This window comes from Pseudomonas sp. FSL R10-0399 (assembly GCF_009600165.1).
GTDB classification, from domain to species: Bacteria; Pseudomonadota; Gammaproteobacteria; order Pseudomonadales; family Pseudomonadaceae; genus Aquipseudomonas; species Aquipseudomonas helleri.
Map to the genome: position 1 here is coordinate 1 of NZ_WIWK01000084.1, position 17596 is coordinate 17596.

The 17596-nt window shown below is 59.6% G+C and carries 15 protein-coding genes; all 15 read right to left on the reverse strand.

Features of this window, described 5'->3' with window-relative positions; all coding sequences use genetic code 11:
- The coding region (locus GHO41_RS20770; RefSeq protein ID WP_153434541.1) for a sigma-54 dependent transcriptional regulator at positions 1 to 1141 on the reverse strand (1141 nt) is incomplete at its 3' end.
- Between the two features lie 5 nt (positions 1142 to 1146).
- Positions 1147 to 2292: a PAS domain-containing sensor histidine kinase gene (locus GHO41_RS20775; protein WP_256678818.1), complete on the reverse strand. Its 1146-nt coding sequence runs from the start codon at positions 2290 to 2292 to the stop codon at positions 1147 to 1149.
- A 281-nt stretch (positions 2293 to 2573) separates the two neighbouring features.
- Positions 2574 to 4049: a sigma-54 dependent transcriptional regulator gene (locus tag GHO41_RS20780; protein WP_123752026.1), complete on the reverse strand. Its 1476-nt coding sequence runs from the start codon at positions 4047 to 4049 to the stop codon at positions 2574 to 2576.
- Between the two features lie 179 nt (positions 4050 to 4228).
- Positions 4229 to 4522, reverse strand: a complete 294-nt coding sequence (locus GHO41_RS20785; RefSeq protein ID WP_048371434.1) for a hypothetical protein — start codon at positions 4520 to 4522, stop codon at positions 4229 to 4231.
- A gap of 18 nt (positions 4523 to 4540) precedes the next feature.
- Positions 4541 to 4936: a flagellar export chaperone FliS gene (fliS, locus tag GHO41_RS20790; protein ID WP_048371436.1), complete on the reverse strand. Its 396-nt coding sequence runs from the start codon at positions 4934 to 4936 to the stop codon at positions 4541 to 4543.
- Between the two features lie 96 nt (positions 4937 to 5032).
- On the reverse strand, positions 5033 to 6394 hold the full coding sequence (fliD, locus tag GHO41_RS20795) for a flagellar filament capping protein FliD (protein WP_153329222.1): 1362 nt from the start codon (positions 6392 to 6394) through the stop codon (positions 5033 to 5035).
- An 82-nt stretch (positions 6395 to 6476) separates the two neighbouring features.
- The gene (locus GHO41_RS20800) at positions 6477 to 6827 is read right to left on the reverse strand and encodes a flagellar protein FlaG (protein ID WP_153336185.1); all 351 of its coding nucleotides are present in this window, start codon (positions 6825 to 6827) and stop codon (positions 6477 to 6479) included.
- Between the two features lie 72 nt (positions 6828 to 6899).
- Positions 6900 to 8351, reverse strand: coding sequence for a flagellin (locus GHO41_RS20805; RefSeq protein ID WP_153434532.1), 1452 nt, complete (start codon positions 8349 to 8351; stop codon positions 6900 to 6902).
- Between the two features lie 354 nt (positions 8352 to 8705).
- Complete coding sequence (locus GHO41_RS20810; RefSeq protein WP_048386068.1) at positions 8706 to 9635, reverse strand: ketoacyl-ACP synthase III; 930 nt, start codon at positions 9633 to 9635, stop codon at positions 8706 to 8708.
- Positions 9636 to 10001: 366 nt separating this feature from the next.
- Positions 10002 to 11591 carry a flagellar hook-associated protein 3 gene (locus GHO41_RS20815; protein ID WP_153434533.1) on the reverse strand — a complete coding sequence of 530 codons (1590 nt, stop codon included), beginning with the start codon at positions 11589 to 11591 and terminating at the stop codon, positions 10002 to 10004.
- A gap of 14 nt (positions 11592 to 11605) precedes the next feature.
- On the reverse strand, positions 11606 to 13651 hold the full coding sequence (gene flgK / locus GHO41_RS20820; RefSeq protein WP_153434534.1) for a flagellar hook-associated protein FlgK: 2046 nt from the start codon (positions 13649 to 13651) through the stop codon (positions 11606 to 11608).
- Between the two features lie 10 nt (positions 13652 to 13661).
- The gene (gene flgJ / locus GHO41_RS20825; protein WP_153434535.1) at positions 13662 to 14918 is read right to left on the reverse strand and encodes a flagellar assembly peptidoglycan hydrolase FlgJ; all 1257 of its coding nucleotides are present in this window, start codon (positions 14916 to 14918) and stop codon (positions 13662 to 13664) included.
- Between the two features lie 10 nt (positions 14919 to 14928).
- Entirely contained in the window at positions 14929 to 16038 is a 1110-nt protein-coding gene (locus GHO41_RS20830; protein ID WP_048371451.1) for a flagellar basal body P-ring protein FlgI, read from the reverse strand.
- 11 nt (positions 16039 to 16049) lie between these two features.
- The gene (gene flgH / locus GHO41_RS20835) at positions 16050 to 16745 is read right to left on the reverse strand and encodes a flagellar basal body L-ring protein FlgH (protein WP_048371453.1); all 696 of its coding nucleotides are present in this window, start codon (positions 16743 to 16745) and stop codon (positions 16050 to 16052) included.
- A 21-nt stretch (positions 16746 to 16766) separates the two neighbouring features.
- A complete protein-coding gene (gene flgG, locus GHO41_RS20840) occupies positions 16767 to 17552 on the reverse strand; it encodes a flagellar basal-body rod protein FlgG (protein WP_048371455.1) in 786 nt (261 codons plus the stop codon).
- Between the last annotated feature and the right edge of the window lie 44 nt (positions 17553 to 17596).

Below are 17596 nucleotides of genomic sequence, written 5' to 3' on the forward strand. Positions count from 1 at the left end.
GCGCGTACGTCACCGGCCCGGCCAGGCAGAAGTCGGCCGCTTCAATCAAGCCGCTTTGTTGCAGGATCAGCGCCCGCTGGATTGCGTTGTCCAGTTCACGCACGTTGCCCGGCCACGGGTAACCCACCAGACACGCCTGGGCCTGCGCCGAGAAACGCACCGGGGCGTGCTTCATTTTGCTGATGTGCTTGGCCAGCAGCCGCTCGGCCAACGGCACGATATCGGCGGTGCGTTCGCGCAACGGGCGCCAGGCCAGCGGGAACACCGACAATCGATAGTACAAATCTTCACGGAAGCGCCCTGCCGCCACTTCACCGGCCAGGTCACGGTTGGTGGTGGCGATCACGCGGATATCCAGGGCAATGGGTTTGCGCCCGCCCACGCGCTCAACCTCACGCTCCTGCAACACCCGCAGCAACTTGGCTTGCAGACCCAGCGGCATTTCCGAAATTTCGTCGAGCAGCAAGGTGCCGCCATCGGCCTGTTCGAACTTGCCCGCCTGCGCTGCAATGGCGCCGGTAAACGAGCCTTTTTCGTGGCCGAACAAGGTGGCTTCGAGCATGTTGTCAGGGATCGCCGCGCAGTTGATCGCCACGAACGGCTGATCGATCCGGCTGGAATGCTGATGGATGTAACGCGCCAGCACTTCTTTACCGGTACCCGACTCCCCGGAAATCAACACCGTCGAGTCACTTTTGGCCACCCGCGCCGCCAGCGCCAACAGTTGCGTGCTGGCCGGTTCAACCGCTACTGGGCCTTCGCTGTCTGCCGCGCCCAGGCTGCCCAGCGCATGGCGCGCCACCAGATCAAGCAAGGCCTTGGGTTCAAACGGCTTGACCAGGTAATCCGCAGCGCCTTGGCGCATCGCATCGACGGCGCGTTCTACCGCGCCGTGGGCGGTCATCAACAGCACCGGCAACTGCGGATGGCTGGCGCGCAGGCGGCCCAGCAGTTGGTGGCCGTCCATGCCCGGCATGTTGACGTCGCTGACCACCAGGCTGAAGGCCTCGCCCGCCACCGCGTGCAGCGCTTCTTCGCCGGAACCAACGGCCTTGAAGTCGTGACCGGCCAACAACAACGTGTCGGCCAGCGCTTCACGCAAGGCGCGGTCATCCTCGACCAGCAGCACTTTGATTTGCATCGCCATCAGTTAGCCTCCCCTGCAACGGCAATCAGCGGCAAGCTGAGCAAGGCACAGGTGCCTCGCCCCAGCCGCGAACGTAAGCCCAGATCACCCTGGTGCGCACGCACCACGGCGGTGACCACAGCCAGTCCGAGCCCGGTGCCGGTGGCCTTGGTGGTGAAAAAAGGTTCGCCCAAGCGCTCCAGCACTTTGGGTTCGATGCCGCTGCCGCTGTCGCTCACGCACAGGCGCAGCTGGTTGTCGCGGCCATACAGGTGCACCTTGAGACGCACCGCACCGGCTTGCAGGGCGTTTTCGATGAGGTTGAGCAGCGCGCCCACCAGCGTGTCGCGGTTGCACAGCACCAGCCCGGTGTGCACATCGCACTGCCAACGCATTGACACACCCTCAACGTGGGTCTGTGCCGCTGCCTGCAATGCCTGCATCAAGGCTTTAGGGGAAACCCGATCCGCCAGCGGCAGTTCGCCACGGGCAAACACCAGCATGTCGCGCACCTGGTGTTCCAGTTCATGCAGGCGCTCTTTCAAGCGCCCGGCAAAGCGCTGCTGGGTTTCAACCGGCAGCGTTTGTTCAGTCAAATGGCTGGCGTAGATCAACGCTGCCGACAAGGGCGTGCGGATCTGATGCGCGAGGGAGGTGACCATGCGCCCCAGCGACGACAAACGTTCATGCCGGGACAACTGGTCTTGCAGGCGCCGGGTTTCTGTCAGGTCGTTGAGCAACACCAGTTGCCCCGGCTCCGGGTCCAGCGAGCGGGTGGCAATCGACAGGCGACGACCGTCTTTAAGCGAGATTTCATGGCCATCGTCTTCACGTGGCGCGAAGCAGCGGGCAATCACCTGGCGCCACAACTCACCTTGCAGCGGTAGCCCCAACAGCTCGCACGCCGCAGGGTTGGCCTCGCTGACCAGGCCGCGATCGTCGATCACAATGACGCCGCCGGGCAGCAAGTCCAGCAGGTGCTGCAAGCGATTGGCCAGCCGCTGGTTTTCTGCCAGCTCAGCCACGCGCCGCTCACCGGCCAGCGCCAGCTCGCCTTTAAGCTCTGCAACCCGGGCTTCCAGCAGGCTGTAGGAGTCGGTCAACTGGGTCGACATCTGATTGAACAGCGAGAATGCCTGCTCAAGCTGCGCCGCGTTGGCGGGCATATTGCTCAGAGACGCGGCAGCCCCTGCGAGATCAGGGACCGAGGACTGTTGGGCGGCGTGGGGCATGGGACGTTCTCGCTTGGCTGACCGTCATAAAACGGTTCGTTAACCCAAGCAAAGCAATACCCGTGCCCGAAAAATAACATTGGCGAACTGAAGGGGGGGATGTGTTGATGCAGATCAAAGGATTGAAACTGGACCTTGTAGGAGCGAGCTTGTCTCGCGAGCTTTTAAAAGATCAAAAGATCGCGAGCAAGCTCGCTCCTACAGTTTGGGCGAGGTTAGTCGTCGCCCTGCTCTTCGCCTTCGCGGCGGCTCATGCCGTATTTGCGCATTTTTTCAACCAAGGTGGTACGGCGGATCCGCAGGCGTTCGGCCGCACGGGCGACGATGCCGTTGGCGTCGTCCAGCGCTTGCTGGATCAAGCTTTGTTCCAGCCCGCCCAGGTAGTCCTTGAGGTCCAGGCCTTCGGGCGGCAGCATCGCGCCGGTGGTGAAGTCCGGCGTATTGCTGTTGATGGCGACGCGTTCTTCCATGTCACTGCGCAGGCTGTCGACCAACTGCTCGTCTTCATCGTCGACATAGCGGAATTTTTTCGGCAGCTCTGCCACGCCGATCACGCCATAGGGATGCATGATCGCCATGCGCTCAACCAGGTTGGCCAGCTCGCGGACGTTGCCCGGCCAGGCGTGGCGGCACAGCGACATGATGGCGCCCGAGTTGAAGCGGATCGAACCGCGCTTTTCGTGTTCCATGCGTGAAATCAGCTCGTTGAGCAGCAGCGGAATGTCTTCCACCCGCTCACGCAAAGGGGCCATTTCAATCGGGAACACGTTGAGGCGGTAGTACAAGTCTTCGCGGAAGGCACCGACTTCGATCATGCTTTCGAGGTTTTTGTGGGTGGCCGCAATGATCCGCACATCGGCGCTTTGGGTCTTGTTGCTGCCCACGCGCTCAAAGGTGCGTTCCTGCAACACCCGCAGCAGTTTCACTTGCATCGGCAGCGGCATGTCGCCGATTTCATCGAGGAACAACGTGCCGCCATTGGCCAGTTCGAAACGCCCGGCGCGGCTGGTGATGGCCCCGGTGAACGCGCCCTTCTCATGGCCGAACAACTCGCTTTCAAGGAGCTCTGCGGGGATCGCCCCGCAATTGACCGGCACAAACGGCGCATCGCGGCGCTTGGAATGGTAATGCAGGTTGCGCGCGACCACTTCCTTGCCGGTCCCGGACTCGCCGAGGATCAACACGCTGGCGTCGGTGTCGGCCACTTGCTGCATCATCTGGCGCACGTGCTGGATCGCCCGGCTGGTGCCGACGAGGCTGCGAAACAGGTTGGGTTCACGGTGACGACCGCGCTCACGGGCCTGATCGTACATTTCACGATAGACCTGGGCACGGTGCAGCGAATCGAGCAATTTGCTGTAGCTGGGCGGCATTTCGAGGCTGGACAGCACGCGACGACGCTGGTCGTCGGGCAGCTCTGTCGAAGAAATATCACCTAAAAGCAGAATGGGCAGGAACTCATCCCAGGCTGCGAGTGTCTTAAGCAGGCTTGAGATTCCGCCAGCAGCGCTCACGGTGCCAATCAGCACGCAGAGCACCTCACGGCTGGACGACAGGCCTGTAACCGCCTGCTCCCACTCGTGACTAGGGCTGGTTAAATTCTCTTCGCCGAGAAAACTTAAAATTACCGCCAGGTCATGGCGGCGGACGCTATCGTCATCGATCAGCAGAATTTTGGTTTCACGCCACATGCAATAGCAACTTCCCTAGTCAACTCAGCGCTCCGGATAATGTGGAGCACACTAGCCGCCCCGATCCTGTTGGATGTGTGAGGCGACTGAAACAGAATACGTACTAGTTAAGTCAAAAAAACATACACAGTCAAATTTATGGCGCCGCTTAAACGGATTAACCCTATACTTCTTATGCCTTAACCGAACAAATGGTAAACCTTTGAAGCATTTTTTGCTTGGTTGATCTGCGCCATTTGCTCGACTACCAGTTGCCGCTCGTCCGTAGCGGCCTCCAGCAGCATGCGATACACCACCAACAACCCCTCCAGATTTTCGCGCAGCACCGCTTCGTCCAGCGGGCGCTCGTCGAGTACTGTCTCAACACATTCACGGCACGCCGAGTCAAGCTCGCCGATGGCATCCCAGTTGCGCGCCGCCAGGGCATCGATCAGCGCGTCGCGGGTTTCTTGAATTCGTTGCAGCTGGCTCATGACGCACTCCTCAGGCCATTAGATTGATTGCGGGGCGATCTCGTCCCAGCCGCTTTTCACCGTGATTAGCAGGCGCGCGACTTCGTCGATGATTTCAGGATCGTTTTTGATATTGGCCTGGGTCAGACGCACGGCCATGTATTCGTACAGGTCATCGAGTTGCTGCAGCGCCGCCTTGTCGTCGGTCTTGTCAGCATCCAGGCCCTGACGCAAACCGCCAATAATGTCGACGGCTTTGGTCAGCAACAGTGCCTTCTGCGGGATATCACCACGGCTCAACGCACCTTTGGCCTGGGCCATGCGCTCCAGGCCGCCTTCCATCAGCATTTGAATCAAGCGATGAGGGCTGGCTTCGGAGATTTGAGCGTGGGAATTGACCTTCTGATACTGACGAAGGGCGCGCATCGGGTTCATGTTTCTACCTCATCACAAATGGGCTAAGTCTTACTTCTTATGTCGGCGCCGGGGCTCAAAGCTTTAGCGCTCAAGCCGCACCAGATGCCCGGAAAATCAGTTATTCGACTTCGGGTTATTCAGCGAATTGAGCGTGGTCATGATGCTGGAACTGCTGGCGTTGATCTTCGCGATCAAGCCGTCCATCGCCGTGTATTTGGCGGTGAGCGTGGTTTTCAGCGTGTCCATGCGGCTGTCCAGCGCTTTTTGCTGCTCGGTCAGATCGGTCAACTTGGTGTTCAAGTCGGCGGCACGGGTGGTCAGCAGCCCGCTGGTGCCGACATAACTGTCCGTGGCCTTGGTCATGCGCGTGATCAAACCGGTGTCGCCGGTGAATACCTTGGCAATCTCGGTCGGACCATTGGGGGTCGCCACGGCGGCGTTCCACTTGGTGTCATCCAGGGTCAGCAAACCGGTTTTCTGATCGGTACTGATGCCCATTTGCGCCAGGTTGCCCACGGTGGAACCGCCGGAGTTTTGCAACAGTTCACTACGAATGCCGTTGACCAATTGGCGCATTGACGAATCACCGGTCAACGCACCGGTTGTGGTCGTGGCCGCATCACCGGTTGCAGTGACTTTGGTCTGGGTGTTGATGCTGGTCATCAGTGCGTTATAGGCACTGACAAACGACTGCACCGAGGTTTTCAAGGTGGTGGTGTTGGACGCCACGGTAATGGTCGACGGCTTGGTGTCCAGCAATTCAAGGCTCACACCACTGATGGCCGAGGTGATCTTGTTGCTCTTGGACTCCATGGCAATGTTGTCGATGGTGTACTCAGCGTTGACCGGCGGTTTTCCGGCGTCATAGCCAGTTGCCAACTCAGAATCGCCACTGAGGGTAATGTCCGTGCCCTTACCGGTGGTTTGCGAACTGATGACCAGACGCGAGCCGTTGGCGTCGGTGAGCACGTTGGCGCTGATGCCCTTGGATTGCAGCTGCGTGTTGATCGCGTCACGGGTCTGCTGCATCGTCGCACCCGCCGGGACCTTGACGTCGTAGCTGCTATCGGACTGCGAAATGGTCAGCGTGGTGTCTTTGCCGCTGGAGTTAACCACGGCAGAACTGCCTTCGAACACCTTGCTGGTGACCTTTGAGGCCGTCGCCAATTGCGTGACGTTAAGCGCATAGGTACCGCTTGCGGCTTTATCGCCCAGGGTGACCTTGGAAATTTTCTCGTCAGAAGACGTGCCCGCAAGCCCGTTGAAACTGGCTTCCGTGTTGAGTTTGGCGATGGCCGCACGATAGGTATCAAGCGACGCCTTGACCGTGCCCACCGCCGACAGCTGGGTGGTGGTCGTGGTTTGCAGCTTGGTGATTTGCGCCTGCTTGGGGGCTTTTTCAGCATCCACCAACGCTTTGACGATCCCTACCGTATCGAAACCCGAACCGACGCCGGTAATCGTTGAACTGGCCATCTTTATTCTCCTTGTTCGGTGGCTGTCGCTTTATTGGCTAAGAACAGCGAAGCCACAAACACCATCACATTTCATGCCACCTTCAAGCGCTGGCGTTAAAAAGCAGGCTGTTGGGGTCTGCCAGATTTTGCGCCAACTTGAGGGCCACTTCTGAAGGTAGCTGGCGAATCACTTCACCGCTTTGGGTGGCGATGACCTTGACCACCATGATGCCGGTGGTGTCATCAATCGAAAAATCCAGCTGACGCTGGTGAGACTGCGCGAAGTCGCGTAAATCACTGACCGCTTTTTCAACCTCGATACGCTCAGGTGGTTTGCCTGGCGGCACGATGTCACTGGCATCTGCCCTGGCAATGGCAGCCGGTGCTGGCGCGGGGCTGGACGGCCCGACGGCGGTTGGGTAGGCGGAATTCAGTTTGATGCTCATGTCCATGTCATCACCTCACCACTGAAAAAACAAAAGGGCACGTAAACGCGCCCTTCCGTTATCAACCGTGCGCTGAAATTACTGAAGCAGCTTCATCACAGCGGATGGCAGTTGGTTCGCCTGGGACAGGATCGCGGTGGACGCCTGTTGCAGGGTTTGTTGCTTGGTCAGTTGAGCAGCTTCCGATGCGAAGTCAGTGTCCTGAACACGGCCCAGAGCAGCGGTCGAGTTCTCGGAAATGCTTTGCAGGTTAGCCACGGTGCTGTCGAAACGGTTTTGTACGGCACCCAGTGCAGCACGTTGAGTATCGATCTGCTCGATTGCACCCGACAGCGCCTGGATGGTTTTCTGTGCCGAGTTGGGGTCCAGAATGCTCAGGTCAGCAACACTGGATTCTTGGCTGATGGCTTTTGTAACACCCTTATTCTCGTCTGTTACAGCACCGTCCAGACCCAACTCCACCAGACCAGACTTTGTACTGCCATTGCCAACGGTGATGTCTTTGGTGGAGAACAGGCTCAGGGTACCGTCGTCCTTCAGGCTGGCAGTCACGCCGGTGCTTGCGCTGTTGATGGAGGAAACTACGTCTGCCATTGTCGATTTGGCTGCAAATTTGATCTCAGTACCGTTCAGGGTGATAGACGACGCGTCTTTAAGCTGAGGCGCGGTAGTACCCGCTGACAAACCGAGCCTGTCAAGCGCACCCGCGCCGTCAGCACCATCTCCGTTTTCCAGTTTGATAGGTTTGCCGTCAGCGGAAGTCAGCTCTAAACGAGTACCGTCAGCGGAAACTGCAGCTGTAACCCCGGCAGCGGCAGTGTCAGCAGCGGCAGTGTTAATTGCCGTCTTGATGGCATCCAAAGAAACCTCAGTACCAGCTAACGAAATGGGGGCACCATTAATTTTGATATCAGTTTTACCCAGTGCCCCATCAGCACCGGCCAGAGTAACTGCCTTACCAGTTACTGAAACCTCCAATTTAGTCGCCCCACCCGCAACAGTGGCTTCGCTCGAAGTACCCTTCAACGATGCAGCACTGATATCAGTCATGCCGAAGCTGATGGTCTGGTTGGCATCAGAGCCCACCTGGAAAGACTGGTTCTGGAACGAACCGTCCAGGATGTTACGACCACCAAAGGTAGTGGTTTGAGCAATACGGGTCAGTTCACCAGTTTTGGCGGTGAATTCTTGCTGCAGTGCTGCACGGTCATCAGCGCTTTTGTCGCCGTTGGAGGCTTGCAGGGCCAGTTCACGCAGACGTTGCAGAATGTTGGTCGACTCTTGCATCGCGCCTTCAGCGGTCTGTGCAATCGAGCTGGCGTTGTTGGCGTTGGCAATCGCTACGGTCATGCCTTTGGTCTGCGAGGTCAGACGGTTAGCCATCTGCAGGCCAGCAGCGTCGTCTTTGGCGCTGTTGATTTTCAGGCCGGAAGACAGACGGGTCATCGAGGTGCTCAGCGCATCACCGGCTTTGTTCAGGTTTTTCTGAACGGTCAGGGACGTGACGTTGGTGTTTACGGATAAAGCCATGACGAAATCCTCATGAGATAAATACTGCGGCTTCCGGCCCTGGCAACCGCCGGGTGTGGCCTAGAGAACCTTCGTAATAGTTATCGTCGTGATGGCAGGATGCTTGAGGGCTTTTTTGATTTTTTTTACAGGCGGGGGTTCATGCCTTGTGTTTCAAGGGGTTGCGCGCGTAGACAAGCAGAGTCAAAACCTGTGGGAGCGGGCTTGCTCGCGATTCAGGCACCTTGCCGGGTCAGACGTATCGAGGTGCTGGCATCGCGAGCAAGCCCGCTCCCACAGGAGATTTCTGTTTCTTCACAATGCAAAACGCCCAAGGTTTTGCGGCCTTGGGCGTTTTGTGTGTCTGGCGAGTGTTTAGTCGCGATAGATGATCGCCGAGCCCCACGACAGGCCCACACCGAACCCGCTCAGCGCGACGCGCTTCCAGGCGGCGTCCATCACGTGTTTTTCCAGCAGCAGCGGAATGCTCGAGGACACGGTGTTGCCGGTCTCGACCATGTCTTTGATGAACTTCTCTGGCTCGCTTTCTTCAAAACGACGGGCCACGGCGTCAACAATCGCTGCGCTGCCCTGGTGGATGCAGAACGCGTCGATGTCTGTGGCTTTGAGTTCGGACTCGTCCAGCAGCTCGTGCAGGTGCGCCGGGACTTTGACCAGGGCGAAGTTGAACACCTGGCGACCGTTCATAAAGAACACGCCGTCGCTGACTTTCAGGTGCGGTGCGCCCGAGCCGTCGGTGCCGAATTTGGCTTTGCCCAGTTGCCAGGTGGCGTCTTCGCCCATCCAGGTGGCGGTGGCGGCGTCGCCAAACAGCATGGTGGTGTTGCGGTCTTCGGGGTCGACGATTTTGGAATACGGGTCGGCAGTCACCAGCAAGCCGTTTTTCAGGCCCGCGGCTTCCATAAAGCCTTTCATGGCGTAGATGCCATAGACGTAGCCAGAGCAGCCCAAGGAGATGTCGAACGCGGCCACGTGGGTCGGCAGGCCCAGCTTGTCTTGCACGATGGCGGCGGTGTGCGGCAGGCCTTCGGCGTCGCCGTTCTGGGTGACGACGATCAGCGCGTCGATGGATTCACGCGAGAGCTGCGGGTTGTTGGCGAACAGTGCGTTAACGGCTTCTACGCACAGGTCTGAGGTTTCCTGGTCAGCATCTTTACGCGGCAAGAAGGCCGAGCCAATCTTGCCCAGAATGAAGTCTTCGTCCTTGGAGAACTTCGCGCCCTGAGCGTAGTTGTCTACGCCGTTTGCAGGCACGTAACTGGCGATGCTTTTAATGCCAATCATTGTGGCTTCCCAATACTAATAGCTGGAGATCACCCGCTCAGCTAACCGAGGGGCGTTGACAATAAGAGGGCTTCGTCGCGCAAAAACAGCGGCGAAATGGGCACCTGACACCTGCAAAAAACCACACAAATCAGCTGAAAATAGCCCGGCGCCCGCCCAAACGTTTCACACGATACAGTGAAGATGCGCGTTGTGACTCATAGGTCACTCTAATTTGTGTGGTTTTATACAAAAGATTTCAGAGAAGTTGTAGTCGCTGTCGAGGCACGAGGCTGCGATGCGGGCCGCAGGACCGCCAAAGGGGGTCGCTTCGCAACCTATCGCAGCCTCGTGCCTCGTGCCTCGTCAGCGACTACGGGATTTAGATCACAGCTGGTTGAACAGGCTGAGCTGGGAGATTTTGACGAACGCCAGTTGTGAGGCTTCGAGCATGGATTTCTGGAAGGCCAGTTGGGTTGCCGCGCTCGCGGTGTCGGTGTTGCCGATGGCCGCGGTGGTGGAGTCGTTGGCCAAGCCCATGCTGGTGTTTTCGTCGAATTGAATGTCCACCGCGTTCAACCGTGCACCGATTGAGCCGCGGGCGGTGTCGATGCTGGCGCTGGCGTTTTTCAGGTTGCCAATCGCGGTGTTGATTGCGTCACGCTGCATACGCGAAGCCGCCGCGTCTTTTTCACTCGGCACCACTAACGCCTTGCGCAACTCGCTGATGGTGTCCAGCGCGCTCTGGCTCTGGTGGTTGTTGTTGCTGACGACAAACTGGTCGCCCGAAGCCGGGGTGCCGGTGAAGTCAAATTTGACGCCCATGGCTTCCAGCGAGCCATCGGCCAGGGTGCCCTTGGCAATCGACTTGCTGCTGTCGGTCAGCGGCTGCGCGTAGACCTCGTACTCGGTGGCGCTGGTGAACTTGATCACCGCGCCATTGCTCGGAAAGCTGTCGCTGTAAGTGCCCGCGCTGGTCACGTTGGAGCCAGTGATTTGCGCCGTCGAGCTGTTGCTCGGAGTGCGCGAGGCATTGAAGCTGTCGGGCTTGGCTTGCAGGGTGAAGGTATGGCCCTTGACCGCCGCGTCCTGGTCGGTCGGGGCAATGTCCTTGAGGTTAAGGTTGATGTCAAAAGACACCCCGCGCAGGCTGATGCTGTGCGCGCCCTCTTTGGTCGAGTCAAACACGCCGTTGCCCGGGATCTCCGAGGTTACGTCTTTGCCGTCGGCATCTTTGAGGGTGTATTGGGTGCTGCTGGTGAATTCCAGGGTGTACGGCTGGCCTGCGGCAAAGCTCTTGTTGAACACCGCGCTGGAGGTCACCAGACCCGATGACACGGCAACCACGCCCTTGTCCGGCACTACCGCGCCGTCCGGGTCGAGCATCGGCTGCAAGGTGCTTTGAGTGCGCCCGGTGTTCACCGAGTTCTCCATAAAGCTTTTGGCCGTGTCACTGCCCGCCAGGGTCAGGGTGTCCGAGACCTTGAGGTTGAGCTGAGTGTCATCGCCTTGATAGGAGTAGGTGCCATCGTTGTTGCGGATGTACGGCTGGGTGTCGGTCTTGGAGCCCGAGAACATGTAGTTGCCCGCGGAGTCTTTGCTGTTGAGCAGGCTGAACACCTGGTCTGCGATGCTGCCCAGCTCGTTGGCCACCGCCAAACGGTCGGCGTCGTTGGTCAGGCCGCCCGCCCGCAGCGCCAGCTCACCGGCTTTTTGCAGGGAGTTATTGATGCTGTCGAGCACGCTTTCCTGATTGCTCAGCGACGACTTGATGCTATCCATATTGGCGGAATACTGGCCCAGCATGTCCTTTTGCTGCTGCAGTTGCAGCAAACGCGCAGCCCCCACCGGATCATCGGCAGCAGTCTGGATGCGCACGCCAGAGTCGATCTGCTGCTGGGTCTTGATCAACGACGAGAAGTTGTTCTGGTAGGTGGTGCTGGTCGACTCAAAAAACTGGGCAGTGGAAATACGCATCGTCGAGTGCTCCCTTAAAGACTGTTGATCAGCGTGCTGAAGGTTTCTTGCGCCGCTTTGATGATTTGCGACGATGCGGTGTAGTACTGCTGGAACTTGACCAGGTTGGAAGCTTCTTCGTCCAGGTTGACCTGCGACACCGAGTTGCGGGTTTGCGTGGCGTACGCCAGGGCGGCCGTGTTGGCGGTGCCGTCGACGCTGGCCTGGCTGGCTTTGCCGCCGACCTTGGAGACCAATTGGCTGTACGAGGTGCCGAGGCTCGCCCCGCCCCCGCCGCCGGTCACGCCCACGGTCTGTTTGGTTTGCAGGCCCAACAGTTGGTTGGCGTTGCTGTTGTCAGCCTTGCCGTCCTTGTTGAAGCGAATATCAAAACTGTCCCCTTTGGCCGGCGAGCCGCTGAGGGTGGTGTCGAAGTTGACGGTTTTTGGCGTGCCGTCCGGGTTGGTGACCGCTGCGCCCGAGGCATCGAGCACCGGCACCTTGATCGTGACTTTGTTGTCCTGACCCGGAACGATGGTGCCTTCTCCGATTTTCTCGCCCTTTTCATTGAGGATGCGATAGCCCTGAGTGCCGCCGCTGGCTTCGTCAAAGGCAATGCGCACCGGCATCGCGCCTTCGATTTCGCTTTGCGCTTTGCCCAGGTCCGCGCCGCCATAAATATTCAGCGCTTGCGACAGGCTCAGGCCGCTTGCCGCGCCGGAGCCGCTGTTGGAGCCGCCTTTAACGGCCACCAAAGGCCCGGCGAACGCCAATTTACTGGCATCGGTCATTTGCACGTTGAGGCTGCTGGCGCCATTGGCGGTGGGGCTGACTTTGAAGCTGTCGCCCTTGCTCAATGCGCCGCCATTGAGGCTCATGCTGAAGCCGTCGATCACCGCCGGCGGGTCTTGATCGAGCTTGAAGGCGCCCATATTGGTGCCGTCCGAGCGCTTGACCGTGTACTCGTTGTCGCTGGTGAACGTGACCTGATAGTCGTAGGTGGTCAGTGCGCCGCTGTTGGTGATTTTTACGTCGAGGTTGCCCGAGCCTGCGCTGTTGCCGGTCGCGGCCAGGCTGCGCTGGCTGATCGCCTTGTCACTGTTGATGCTGCTGAACAGGGACGAGCCAAACTCACCGTTGGCGTCCAGCCCCTGCCCCAACTGCTGGTTGAAGGCATCGGCCAACACAATGGCCGTGCGCCCCAGCTCATTGATGGACGGGGCCAGCACGTCTTCGCGATAACGCAGCAGGCCGCCGATTTTGCCGCCGGTGAGCACCGAAGTGACGTCGGAGCTGGACTGCGGGTAGTTGATCTGGATGCTGAACTGGCTTTTGTCAGTTTTGCCCGGCACTGCCGACAAGGTGTTCGAGGTGTTGCCCTGCACCAGCGCCTGACCAGTGCCGAGGGTGATGTCGTACACGTTGTCATGCTCTTGAACCGACACCCCGACCAACTCGTTGAGGGTGCGCACCGCTTCGTTGCGGGCATCCATCAGGTCGTTGGGGGTGTTGCCCGCCGTGGTGGCCTGGGCAATCTGCTTGTTCAGCGAGGCAATGGTGGCCGTGTGCTGGTTGACCATCGAGGTCAGGGTATCCAACTGGCTGTTGATGCCGTCGTTCTGCTGGTTGAGCTGAGTCGAGATCGAGTTGAAGCGGTTGCTCAGGGTTTGCGCATTGGTCAGCAGCAATTGCCGCGTGGAGCTGTCGCCTGGCGCCCCGGCCGCTGTTTGCAGGGAGGCGAAAAAGCTGTTCAGCGCCGACGACACACCGGTGCTTTTGTCCGAGAGCAGTTTGTCGATCGCGCCGATCTGGTCGAGATACGCCTGGGCGTCGCCGTTGAGCGATGTGGTGGCTTGCAACTGGGCGTCGAGGTAGGAGTTGTACACCCGGCGTACGTCGGCCAGGGTGGTCCCGGTGCCGATAAACACCCCGCTCACCTGTTGCGAGCCCGCGCTGCTCTGCACCACTTGCTGACGCGAGTAGCCCGAGGTATTGGCGTTGGCAATGTTATTGCCCACGGTGGCCAAGGCCCCTTGGCTGGCGTTAAGCCCCGACATCCCGATGTTGATCAAACTCGCCATGGTTCAAACCTTATAAATGCGTGAGAGAACCCGTCGAGACGTAGCTCTGGTAGGTTTTCATTTGCTTGGCAATCTGCGAAATCTTGCTCGCGTACTCAGGGTCGGTCGCGTAACCGGCCTTCTGCAGTTCACGAACAAACTGCTCTGGTTTATCGGCTGCGTTGAGCACATCTTTATAACGATTGTTGCTCTGCAGCAGGGTCACCAGGTCGTGGAAGCTGTCTTGATAGGAGTTGTAGGAACGGAAGTCCGCCGTCTCCTTGACCATCTGCCCATCACGGAACTCACTGGTAATGGCCCGCGCCTGCGCGCCCTGCCAATTGCCGGTGGCCTTGATGCCGAACAGGTTGTAACTGCTATTGCCGTTTTGTTGACGCATGACCGATTTGCCCCAACCGGTTTCCAGCGCCGCTTGCGCGACCAGATACAGCGGGTCGACGCCGATTCGGTCGGCCGCCTGCTGCGCCATCGGCAACATGGTGGCAACGAATGCATCCGGCGATTCAAAGGCTTGTTTGGCCGGTGCCAACGGCGGCTGGGCCACGGCGCGGCCATAAATCTGCATGCGCCCGTTCACCCCGGAGGCGCTGAGCATCGGCTGTCGGCTGCCCTTGATCACCGCGTCCAGCGCCGGGCTGGTGCGGCCCGGCACGGTGCTGGTGTTGAGGGTGGAACGCGCCGGGTCAGCCGACGGCACAATCCCTGCCAACAGGCGGTCGGTCAATTTGCTCGGTAACGCCAGACGACGCTGGTTGAGCATCGCCATGTCATTTTTGTGCCCGCCATCGACCGCAGGCGTGGCCACCCGTGCAGCCCACAAGGCGCGCTGGCCGTTGGAGCGAACGAACGGGCTGTTCGTCGTGGTCGTCGCAGGCGCAGTGACCTTGGTTTCTGCGGCCACCGCGGGCGTGGCGGGTACGTCACCCGGCACCACCGATTTGTTTTTCGACATCTGGCGCATCAGCACGTCGGCCAAGCCAATGCCGCCGCCCTGACGTGACAGGGTCACCGACAGTTGCTGGTCGTACATTTCCTGGTATTGCTTGGCCGCAGGCGTGTTGAGCGGGTTGTCCTTGCCCAGCACTTCGTTGGCCGAACGCATGGATTTGAGCATTTCGTTGAGGAACAGCGACTCAAACTCCTGCGCTACCTTGCGCATATTGCCGTCGCTGTTACGGTCGCCCACTTTCAGGTTGTTCAGACGATTGAGGTCGCTGAACGCCCCCGAATCGCTGTCACTGACGACGCCACTCTTACGCATGTCCATGCCGTTGGCCTCAGATCACGATCAGGTCGGCTTGCAAGGCGCCGGCCTGTTTCAGGGCTTCGAGGATCGCCATCAGATCCCCCGGCGCCGCACCCACCTGATTCACCGCCCGGACGATTTCGTCGAGGGTAGTGCCCGGGCCGAACTTGAACATCGGCTTGGCTTCTTGCTGGGCGTTGATCCGCGAGCGCGGCACCACCGCCGTCTGGCCATTGGACAGCGGGCCCGGCTGGCTGACGATCGGGTCTTCAGTGATGGTCACGGTCAGGCTGCCGTGGGTTACCGCTGCAGGCGATACCTTGACGTTTTGCCCGATCACGATGGTGCCGGTGCGCGAGTTGATGATGACCTTGGCCACGGCCTGGCCCGGATCCACTTCGAGGTTTTCCAGAATCGACAGGTAGTCCACGCGCTGGCTTGGGTCCAAAGGTGCGGTGACGCGGATCGAGCCGCCGTCAATCGCCTGGGCCACACCCGGCCCCAGCAGGTCGTTGATTTTGTCGACCACGCGCTTGGCGGTGGTGAAGTCGGAACGGTTGAGGTTCAGGGTCAGGCTATTGCCCTGGTTGAAACCGCTGGGCACGGCCCGCTCGACCGAAGCACCGCCCGGAATGCGCCCGGCTGACGGTACGTTGACGGTTATTTTCGAGCCGTCACGGCCTTCGGCGTCAAAGCCGCCGACCACCAGATTGCCTTGGGCAACGGCGTAGACGTTGCCGTCAATGCCCTTGAGCGGGGTCAGCAACAACGTGCCGCCACGCAGGCTTTTCGAGTTGCCGATGGACGACACGGTGATGTCGATCACCTGCCCCGGCTTGGCGAACGCGGGCAAATCGGCGCTGATCGACACCGCCGCGACGTTTTTCAACTGCACGTTGCCCGAACCCGGCGGCACTTTGATGCCGAACTGCGACAGCATGTTGTTGAAGGTCTGCAGGGTGAATGGCGTTTGCGTGGTCTGGTCGCCCGTGCCGTTAAGCCCGACCACCAAGCCATAACCAATCAATTGGTTGGAGCGCACGCCCGAAATGCTGGCGATGTCTTTCAACCGCTCGGCGTGAGCGCCCAGGGTTGTCGACAGCAGCAGTACGGCTGCCAGCAGGTGCTTGAGGTTCGGCATGGTCGGTCCGGTCAGAAAGGAAACAGTGGGCTGAGGAAGAAGCGGTCAAACCAGCCCGGCTGGCTGGCATCGGCAAACGAGCCCGTCCCCGAATAGGTAATGCGCGCATCGGCCACGCGGGTCGAGGACACGGTGTTATCGGTAGAGATGTCATCCGCGCGGACCAGCCCGGCGATTCGCACCAGTTCGTCGCCGGTGTTCAAGGTCATCCACTTCTCGCCGCGCACGGCGATGATGCCGTTGGGCAGTACGTCGGCCACGGTCACGGTGATCGAACCGGTCAGGCTGTTGCCCTGCCCGGCCTTGCTGTCGCCCTTGGTGGCACGGCTGCCGCTGTAGCCTGCGTTGAGGCTCAGGTCAGCACCGCCCAACGGGTTGTTGGTGGTCATGCCGCCACCGAACAGCGAAGTCAGGCCGATGTTGGTGTTGCTGTTTTTACCGATGGCCGAGTTGGCGTTTTTGCTCGCCTGGGTGCGCTCGTTCAGGGTGATGGTGATGATGTCACCCACCCGGAATGCCTTGCGGTCGCTGTACAGGTTCTGTTCAAAACCGGCCTGATAAATCGAACCGTTGTTCGCCGCAGCCGGCAGCGGCGTGCGCGGCAGTACCGGGGCGTAGTACGGATCGTTAGGGCGTGGCGGCGGGCTGACACAACCCGCCAGAAAAGTAACGCCACCCAGTGCCAGAACAGAAATAAAGCGTTTCATGACCTCTCCCGCTTCACGTAATTACAGATTTTGCGTCACAAACGACAACATTTGATCGGCGGTGGAGATCACTTTGGAGTTCATCTCGTAAGCGCGTTGGGTGGTGATCATGTTGACCATCTCTTCAACGGTGCTGACGTTTGAGGTTTCGAGGGTGTTCTGCATGGTGGTGCCGAAACCGTTCAGGCCCGGCGTGCCGATTTGCGGCGCGCCGCTGGAGGCGGTCTCAAGGAACAGGTTGCCGCCCTGTGCCTGCAAGCCGGCCGGGTTGATAAAGTCGGCGGTTTGCAGGTTGCCGATGATCTGCGCAGCGGCGTTGCCGGGCACGGTGACCGACACGGTGCCGTCCTGGCCGACGGTGAACGTCTCGGCATCGGCAGGCACGACAATCGCTGGCTCCAGGGTGAAACCGCTGGCGGTGACGATCTGGCCGTTGGAGTCAAGGTGGAAAGTACCGTCACGGGTGTAGGCCGTGGTCCCGTCGGGCTGCATGATCTGGAAAAACCCACGGCCATTGATGGCCATGTCCAGCGGCTGCTCGGTGGTTTGCAGGCTACCGGCGGTGAAGTTCTTTTGTGTGCCGACAATGCGCACACCGGTACCCAGTTGCAGGCCGGAAGGCAGCTCGCTGTCTTGGGTCGATTGCGCGCCGGGCTGGCGTTTGATCTGGTAGAGCAAGTCCTGGAACTCGGCACGATCACGCTTGAAGCCGGTGGTCGAGACGTTGGCCAAGTTGTTGGAAATTGTCGTCAGGTTGGTGTCTTGTGCAGCCAAACCCGTTTTTGCAACCCACAGTGCCGGAAGCATGCGTGCTCTCCTCGTGCGCCGGTTTTTCGGCGCAACGTGTCAGT

Bases quoted from the DNA above. Each gene is read 5' to 3' on its own strand.
- GHO41_RS20810 (WP_048386068.1), bottom strand. From the start codon at position 9,635: ATGATTGGCATTAAAAGCATCGCCAGTTACGTGCCTGCAAACGGCGTA.
- GHO41_RS20815 (WP_153434533.1), bottom strand. From the start codon at position 11,591: ATGCGTATTTCCACTGCCCAGTTTTTTGAGTCGACCAGCACCACCTAC.
- GHO41_RS20780 (WP_123752026.1), bottom strand. From the start codon at position 4,049: ATGTGGCGTGAAACCAAAATTCTGCTGATCGATGACGATAGCGTCCGC.
- GHO41_RS20805 (WP_153434532.1), bottom strand. From the start codon at position 8,351: ATGGCTTTATCCGTAAACACCAACGTCACGTCCCTGACCGTTCAGAAA.
- GHO41_RS20830 (WP_048371451.1), bottom strand. From the start codon at position 16,038: ATGCCGAACCTCAAGCACCTGCTGGCAGCCGTACTGCTGCTGTCGACA.
- flgK (WP_153434534.1), bottom strand. From the start codon at position 13,651: ATGGCGAGTTTGATCAACATCGGGATGTCGGGGCTTAACGCCAGCCAA.
- GHO41_RS20785 (WP_048371434.1), bottom strand. From the start codon at position 4,522: ATGAGCCAGCTGCAACGAATTCAAGAAACCCGCGACGCGCTGATCGAT.
- GHO41_RS20775 (WP_256678818.1), bottom strand. From the start codon at position 2,292: ATGCCCGCCAACGCGGCGCAGCTTGAGCAGGCATTCTCGCTGTTCAAT.
- fliS (WP_048371436.1), bottom strand. From the start codon at position 4,936: ATGAACCCGATGCGCGCCCTTCGTCAGTATCAGAAGGTCAATTCCCAC.
- GHO41_RS20800 (WP_153336185.1), bottom strand. From the start codon at position 6,827: ATGGACATGAGCATCAAACTGAATTCCGCCTACCCAACCGCCGTCGGG.
- flgG (WP_048371455.1), bottom strand. From the start codon at position 17,552: ATGCTTCCGGCACTGTGGGTTGCAAAAACGGGTTTGGCTGCACAAGAC.
- flgH (WP_048371453.1), bottom strand. From the start codon at position 16,745: ATGAAACGCTTTATTTCTGTTCTGGCACTGGGTGGCGTTACTTTTCTG.
- flgJ (WP_153434535.1), bottom strand. From the start codon at position 14,918: ATGGACATGCGTAAGAGTGGCGTCGTCAGTGACAGCGATTCGGGGGCG.
- fliD (WP_153329222.1), bottom strand. From the start codon at position 6,394: ATGGCCAGTTCAACGATTACCGGCGTCGGTTCGGGTTTCGATACGGTA.